The sequence below is a fragment of the Streptomyces fuscigenes genome (genome assembly GCF_021556455.1).
Lineage (GTDB): Bacteria > Actinomycetota > Actinomycetes > Streptomycetales > Streptomycetaceae > Streptomyces > Streptomyces fuscigenes.
Genome location: NZ_JAKGCV010000307.1, coordinates 1 through 6,686, shown reverse-complemented (window position 1 = coordinate 6,686; position 6,686 = coordinate 1). Strand labels below are relative to the sequence as shown.

At 72.9% G+C, this 6,686-nt stretch carries 7 protein-coding genes and 1 riboswitch; of the genes, 2 read left to right on the top strand and 5 right to left on the bottom strand.

The features are described from left to right. Positions 1-223: 223 nt before the first annotated feature. The 3 genes from L1885_RS20790 to thrC all read right to left on the bottom strand — a co-directional run bounded on the left by L1885_RS20790 (position 224) and on the right by thrC (position 2,477). Positions 224-427: a cold-shock protein gene (locus tag L1885_RS20790; RefSeq protein ID WP_005315736.1), complete on the bottom strand. Its 204-nt coding sequence runs from the start codon at positions 425-427 to the stop codon at positions 224-226. 410 nt (positions 428-837) lie between these two features. Further along, positions 838-1,116: a ubiquitin-like small modifier protein 1 gene (locus tag L1885_RS20785; RefSeq protein WP_235798678.1), complete on the bottom strand. Its 279-nt coding sequence runs from the start codon at positions 1,114-1,116 to the stop codon at positions 838-840. Between the two features lie 62 nt (positions 1,117-1,178). After that, positions 1,179-2,477, bottom strand: coding sequence for a threonine synthase (thrC, locus tag L1885_RS20780; RefSeq protein ID WP_235798677.1), 1,299 nt, complete (start codon positions 2,475-2,477; stop codon positions 1,179-1,181). 15 nt (positions 2,478-2,492) lie between these two features. Beyond that, positions 2,493-2,620, bottom strand: a riboswitch (SAM riboswitch). Between the two features lie 166 nt (positions 2,621-2,786). Here thrC and L1885_RS20775 point away from each other — a divergent pair. Then, a complete protein-coding gene (locus L1885_RS20775) occupies positions 2,787-3,758 on the top strand; it encodes a glucosyl-3-phosphoglycerate synthase (RefSeq protein WP_235798680.1) in 972 nt (323 codons plus the stop codon). A 210-nt stretch (positions 3,759-3,968) separates the two neighbouring features. Beyond that, positions 3,969-5,411 carry an alpha,alpha-trehalose-phosphate synthase (UDP-forming) gene (locus tag L1885_RS20770; protein WP_235798676.1) on the top strand — a complete coding sequence of 481 codons (1,443 nt, stop codon included), beginning with the start codon at positions 3,969-3,971 and terminating at the stop codon, positions 5,409-5,411. Between the two features lie 90 nt (positions 5,412-5,501). Here L1885_RS20770 and otsB read toward each other — a convergent pair whose 3' ends face one another. Together otsB and L1885_RS20760 are read right to left on the bottom strand one after the other, a co-directional pair. Continuing rightward, the gene (otsB, locus tag L1885_RS20765) at positions 5,502-6,350 is read right to left on the bottom strand and encodes a trehalose-phosphatase (RefSeq protein WP_235798675.1); all 849 of its coding nucleotides are present in this window, start codon (positions 6,348-6,350) and stop codon (positions 5,502-5,504) included. A 61-nt stretch (positions 6,351-6,411) separates the two neighbouring features. Further along, positions 6,412-6,681, bottom strand: coding sequence for a DUF3263 domain-containing protein (locus tag L1885_RS20760; RefSeq protein ID WP_235798679.1), 270 nt, complete (start codon positions 6,679-6,681; stop codon positions 6,412-6,414). Positions 6,682-6,686 lie beyond the last annotated feature (5 nt).

Below are 6,686 nucleotides of genomic sequence, written 5' to 3'. Positions count from 1 at the left end.
CGCGCCGCGCCACCCCAGCACCCCAGCCCAGCACCCCGGCACCCGGCACCCGGCACGCCCGGGCGCCCGGCCGTCCCCGTCCCGCGCGCGTCGGCGCCCCTCGCTCCCCGGCGCACGCCCCCGCCGTCCGTTCACTGCCACGCGCGCGTGCGAGAGGCCCGTACCCCCGTGGAGCGGGTACGGGCCTCTCGACTAGGATTGTCTCTGGCCGATCGCGCCGGGATCAGACGGCGAGCTTGACCATGTCCGCCTGCGGACCCTTCTGGCCCTGCGAGATCTCGAACTCCACTCGCTGACCTTCTTCAAGGGTGCGGTACCCGTCCATCTGGATGGCGCTGTAGTGGACGAAAACATCCGCACCACCGTCGACCGCGATGAAGCCGTAGCCCTTCTCCGCGTTGAACCACTTGACGGTGCCCTGAGCCATGCCTAACTCCCCTATTACTGGCCCCAACACGGGACCGCACTTCGCGCCGGAACGCGTCGACCGCGGCTGAATGTATCTGCCCAACTGCCCTCTGCAACAGGTCAATCGGACGAGAAATCTGGGCATGGCTCAGAACGCGAACCGGAAGTATGTTCGCGTTCTCGGGCAACTCGGGCCGTGCAAAGCACACTTATTGCGCAATCAGAACCAAAACTTTGACTCGATGCTGTCGCGCTGTTCGTGCTGTTCGCGCTGTTCGCGTTGCCGTGTGCGTTCGCACCGCTCGGCACGTCGCGGATGGGCGGTCCCGTGCTCGATTGAATCGTACCGCCCTCAACTACATGAGAACGCCCCCTCCGTCGATGACGGAGGGGGCGCGCCGGGCCGGCGGGAGGGCGCCGGCCTGAGTCTCAGCAGCCGCCGGCGACGGCGGGGATGATCGAGACGCCCGCGCCGTCCGGCGTGGCGGTCTCCAAGCCCTGCTCGAAACGGACGTCGTCGTCGTTCACGTACACGTTGACGAAGCGGCGGAGCTTGCCCGCGTCGTCGAGGACGCGGCCGGCGATGCCGGGGTGGTTCTTCTCCAGCGACGCGATGACCTCGGACAGGGTCGCGCCGTCGGCGGCGACCTCGGCCTGCCCGCCCGTGTAGGTGCGGAGGATGGTGGGGATGCGGACGTTGACGCTCATCGGCGGGGTGCCTGCCTCTCGGATGTGTCTGAGCTCGGTGACGGGGGCGTACGGACCGCTGATCAGCCCGCGAGGCCGGCCGCGCGGAAGGCGTCCAGGCTGGGCCTGATCGTGGCGGTCGGGCCGGTCGTCGGCGCCACCGCGTCCAGCGTCTTGAGGCCGTCGCCGGTGTTGAGGACGACGGTGGTGAGGGCCGGGTCGAGCAGGCCGGCCTCGATCAGCTTCCTCGTCACGCCGACCGTCACACCGCCCGCGGTCTCCGCGAAGATGCCCTCCGTACGCGCCAGCAGCTTGATCGCGTCCACGACCTGCTCGTCGTTCACGTCCTCGACCGCACCGCCGGTGCGCCGCGCGATGTCCAGCACGTACGGGCCGTCGGCGGGGTTGCCGATCGCCAGCGACTTGGCGATGGTGTTCGGCTTCTGCGGCCGCACGACGTCGTGGCCGGCCTTGAAGGCCGTCGAGACGGGCGAGCAGCCCTCGGCCTGGGCGCCGAAGATCTTGTACGGCTTGTCCTCGACGAGCCCGAGCCCGATCAGCTCGCGCAGCCCCTTGTCGATCTTGGTGAGCTGCGAGCCGGACGCGATCGGGATGACGATCTGGTCGGGCAGGCGCCAGCCGAGCTGCTCGCAGATCTCGTACGCGAGCGTCTTCGAGCCCTCGCCGTAGTACGGGCGGAGGTTGACGTTCACGAAGCCCCAGCCCTCGCCCAGCGGGTCGCCGATGAGCTCGGAGCAGAAACGGTTCACGTCGTCGTAGTTGCCCTCGATGCCGACGAGTTCGCCACCGTAGACCGCGGCCATGACGACCTTGCCCTGCTCCAGGTCGTGCGGGATGAACACGCACGAGCGGAAGCCGGCGCGGGCGGCCGCGGCGCCGACGGCGCCCGCGAGGTTGCCCGTGGAGGAGCAGGAGAGCGTGGTGAAGCCGAACGCGCGGGCGGCCTCGACGGCGATGGCGACGACGCGGTCCTTGAAGGAGTGCGTCGGGTTGCCGGAGTCGTCCTTGACGTGCAGTTCCCCGGTGATGCCGAGCTCGCGGGCGAGGTTGTCGGCCTTGACGAGCTTCGTGAAGCCGGGGTTGATGTTCGGGTGCGACGCCACGTCGGCGGGGACGGGCAGCAGCGGCGCGTAGCGCCAGATGTTGTTCGGGCCCTCGGCGATGCGCTTCTTCAGCGCCTCGGGGCCGTCCGCCGGGAGGTCGTACGCCACTTCGAGGGGGCCGAAACAGCTCTCGCAGGCGAAGATCGGGCCGAGCGGGAAGCGCTCGCCGCATTCGCGGCAGGAGAGCGCGGCGGCGGGTCCGAGGTCGACGGTGCCCGCGGCGGAGTCGTTGGTGGTGTGGACGGTCTGCACAGCCATGGAGGCGAGGCCCTTTCCTCATCTTCCTCGCGACGCGTCTCGCCGCAAGACGGAATTGGCACCTTCCCCACCGTGACCTCGCGGTCGGCGGGAGGGTTGCCGGGGCTTCAACGGGCCGTTCCCTCTGCCCCTCTGGATGAGCGCTATGGCGACCGGAACCAGGCTCCGGCGCGTTTGTCCCGCGGGGACCACCCGGCATGCGGGCGTCCGTCGCGTTGTTCAAGACTGTAACCGAAGGACCTGAGCGTGGAGACAGCCGTCCGTCACGCGAGATGGATCACGCAGCGGCCCAACGAGGGAGAACCGATCGTGCTGGAAGAGGTGGAACGCTGGCTGACCAGCCGTTCCTGGTCCGTCGGCGATCGTACGCTCGACCGGCTTCTGGTGGCCAAGGCCACACGGGCGACCACGGTGAGTGTGGTACTGCCCGCGCTGGACGAGCAGGAGACGGTCGGCGACATCGTGTCGGTGATCCGGCGTGAGCTGATGGAGGAAGCACCCCTCGTCGACGAACTGGTGGTGGTCGACTCCGGCTCCTCCGATCGTACGTCGGAGGTGGCGGCGGCGGCCGGTGCGCGCGTGGTGCACCGGGACGCGATCCTGCCCCGGCTGCCCGCGGTGCCCGGCAAGGGCGACGTGCTGTGGCGCTCGCTGCTGGCGACGAGCGGGGACGTGGTGTGTTTCGTGGACGCGGACCTGCGGGAGTTCTCGGCGGACTTCGTCTCCGGGATCGTGGGGCCGCTGCTGACGGATCCGGACGTGCAGTTCGTCAAGGCGATGTACGACCGTCCGCTGGGCAGCGGCGCCGCGGGCAGCGGCGAGCGGGCCGCGGCCGGCCAGGGCGGCCGGGTCACGGAACTGGTCGCCCGCCCCCTGCTGAACCTGCACTGGCCGCAGCTCGCGGGCTTCGTCCAGCCGCTGGGCGGCGAGTACGCGGTGCGCAGGTCGCTGCTGGAGCGGCTGCCGTTCCCCGTGGGGTACGGGGTGGAGCTCGGCCTGCTCGTCGACGCCCTGCGGCTCGTCGGGCTGGACGCGCTGGCGCAGGTCGACGTGGGGGTGCGGCTGCACCGGCACCAGGACGACAGCGCCCTCGGCCGGATGGCCGCCGCGATCTACCGGACGGCCCAGAACCGCCTGTCCAGGGCGCATCTCGTACGGCCCGTGCTGACGCAGTTCGAGCGGGGCGAGAAGGGCTTCGAGCCGCGGACGCACCCCGTCGACACCGAGGAGCGGCCGCCGATGCGGGAGATCGCCGAGTACGCCTCGCGCCGGGCCGCGTAGGGCCCGGCGGCCCCGGAGGCCCACCGCACGGCCGGCGCGCACGCTGCGTGAGGGCGTCGGCGCCGTCGGGTACTCCTCGCGATCTTCCAAGGGCCCGGCCGTGCGCGCGCCGTGGCCGTGCGGTCGTGCGCCGTCACGTGCGCCGCCACAGGAGCAACACCAGCCACGTCCGTACGTTTGAGCGTTTCCGTGACCGGCTAGGTTCGCGATATGGCTTCCCAGCACGACGCTCCCGACGCCGCCGGCGCCCAGGTCCTCGTGGCCTCCAACCGCGGCCCCGTTTCGTACAGCCTCGGCGACGACGGCGCGCTCTCGGCGCGGCGCGGCGGGGGCGGACTGGTGTCCGGCCTGTCGGCCATAGGGCCCGACGCGGGCGCGGTGTGGGTGTGCGCGGCCCTCGGCGACGGCGACCGCGAGGCCGTGCGGCGCACCGGCGGGCGGCTCGACACCGGCGACACGGGCGGGCAGCGCGTGCGCATGCTCGGGATCGCGCCCGAGGTCTACGCGGACGCCTACAACGGCGTGGCCAACTCCGCGCTGTGGTTCGTCCACCACATGCTGTTCCAGACCCCCGTCGAGCCGTCCTTCGGCGCCGAGTTCCGCGCGCAGTGGGCGTCGTACGAGACGTACAACCGCGCCTTCGCGGAGGCCCTGGCCGACGAGGCGGGCGAGGGGGCCGCCGTGCTGGTGCAGGACTACCACCTCGCGCTCGTGCCCGGCATGCTGCGGGCGCTGCGGCCCGACCTGCGGATCGGGCACTTCTCCCACACGCCGTGGGCGCCCGTGGACTACTTCCGGCTGCTGCCCGACGACATCGCCCGCCGGCTGCTGCGCGGCATACTCGGCGCGGACCGCGCGTGCTTCCTCACCCACCGGTGGGCGGACGCGTTCACGGCGTGCTGCGACGAACTCCTCGGCGGCACGGGCAGCACGCGCATCGGCGTGCACGGCCTCGGCGCGGACGCGGACTTCCTGCGCGAGCGCTCGCACCGCGACGACGTCGCCGACCGCACGGCCGCCCTGCGCGAGCAGATCGGCACCGACCCCTCGGGCGCGCCGCGCCGGACGATCGTGCGCGTGGACCGCACCGAACTGTCCAAGAACATCGTGCGCGGGCTGCTCGCCTACCGCGCCCTCCTCGACGAACGGCCGGAGTGGCGCGGGCGTGTCGTGCACGTGGCGTTCGCCTACCCCTCGCGCCAGGACCTCGCCGTCTACCGCGACTACACGGAACGCGTCCGGGTCCTCGCGGACGAGATCAACGCCGAGTACGGCACGGACGGCTGGACGCCGGTCGTCCTGCACGTCGAGGACGACTTCGCGCGTTCCCTGGCCGCGTACCGCCTCGCGGACGTGGCGCTCGTCAACCCGATCCGGGACGGCATGAACCTCGTCGCCAAGGAGGTCCCCGTCGTCTCCGACGAGGGCTGCGCGCTGGTCCTGTCCCGGGAGGCCGGGGCGTACGAGGAGCTCGGCGAGGACGCGCTGGCCGTCAACCCGTACGACATCACGGCGACCGCGCAGGCGCTGCACGAGGCGCTGTCCATGCCCGACGACGAACGTGCCCGGCGCACCAAGCGCCTCGCCGCCGCCGCGACCGCGCTCCCGCCCGCCCGCTGGTTCCTGGACCAGCTCACGGAGCTGCGGGCCTGACGGGAGCGGCCGGCCACGGACCGGAGGCGGCCGGGCGCGATCCGGGCGCCGCCGGCCCCTGCCCGGTCCGGGGTTGTCCGGCCCCGCGGGTCAGCCGCCGGCCAGGGTGTCCGCCAGGGCGCCGAGGAAGTCCGCGACGGCCCCGGGGCCGGCGAGGTTCAGGTCGGCCCGGGCGGTCAGTTCGGGCACCGTGGTGCCGCTGCTGACCAGCAGGCCCGCGCCGCCCGACCCGCGCAGCGAGGCAACGGCGTCGAAGGCGGAGAGGTCACCCAGGTCGTCGCCCGCGTAGACGACCGTGCGGGCCCCGGCCTCCTGGAGGTACGCGGTCAACGCGACGCCCTTGTCCATGCCCGGCGGGCGGAGTTCGAGGACCATGCGGCCCGGTTCGAGGACGAGTTCGTGCCGGGTCGCCAGATCCCGCAGGGGCGCGCGCAGCGCGGCGAAGGCGCCCTCGGGGTCACCGGCCCTGCGGGTGTGCACCGCGAACGCCTGGCCCTTGTCCTCGGTCCACACGTCCTGGTCGGGCGCGAACCGTTCGAGTACGGCGGGGAGTTCGGCGCGCGCGGCGGACACGCCCGGGTGCGGGGGCGGGGCGTGCACGGTGCCCGTCGACGCGTCCCAGCGTTCGGCGCCGTAGTGGCCGAGGACGACCAGGCGCTCCAGGCCCGCCACGCCCGCGAAGCCGCCGTACTCGACGGCGACGGCCGCGGGCCGGCCGGTGATCACGACGACGGACGCGAGGTGCGGTGCGAGCGCCACGAGCGCGGGCACGGCCGCCGGGTGCGCCCGGGCCTGCTCGGGGTCGGCCACGATGTCCGCGAGGGTGCCGTCGAAGTCGAGCGCGACGACCGCCTCGGCGGGAGTGGCCAGCACCGCTGCCAGGCCCTCCGCGCCCGCTTCGGTCTCCGGCCGCGGCAGAGGAGTCGGGTTGCTGCCCATGCCTTCGACCCTACCGGGCGGGGGCGCGGCGGCCCGTCGCGGGCGGGGCGGCAGCGCCCCCTCAGCGCGTGTCGCGGTGGGACTGGCGGACGCGGCGCAGCCGGTTGACCGTCACCGGGTCGTGGGCGGCGGCGGCCGGATCGTCGAGGAGCGCGTTCAGCAGCTGGTAGTAGCGCGTCGGCGACATGCCGAGGCGCTCGCGTATCGCGCGTTCCTTCGCGCCCGGCCCGGACCAGGGGCGCCGCTCCAGCGCGAGCACCTCGCGGTCGCGCGCGGTGAGACCGCCGGCGTCCCGTGCGGCCTCCTCGGCCGGGGCCTCGCCGTCCGGCAGCCCCG

Bases quoted from the DNA above. Each gene is read 5' to 3' on its own strand.
- L1885_RS20785 (WP_235798678.1), bottom strand. From the start codon at position 1,116: ATGAGCGTCAACGTCCGCATCCCCACCATCCTCCGCACCTACACGGGC.
- L1885_RS20770 (WP_235798676.1), top strand. From the start codon at position 3,969: ATGGCTTCCCAGCACGACGCTCCCGACGCCGCCGGCGCCCAGGTCCTC.
- otsB (WP_235798675.1), bottom strand. From the start codon at position 6,350: ATGGGCAGCAACCCGACTCCTCTGCCGCGGCCGGAGACCGAAGCGGGC.
- thrC (WP_235798677.1), bottom strand. From the start codon at position 2,477: ATGGCTGTGCAGACCGTCCACACCACCAACGACTCCGCCGCGGGCACC.
- L1885_RS20790 (WP_005315736.1), bottom strand. From the start codon at position 427: ATGGCTCAGGGCACCGTCAAGTGGTTCAACGCGGAGAAGGGCTACGGC.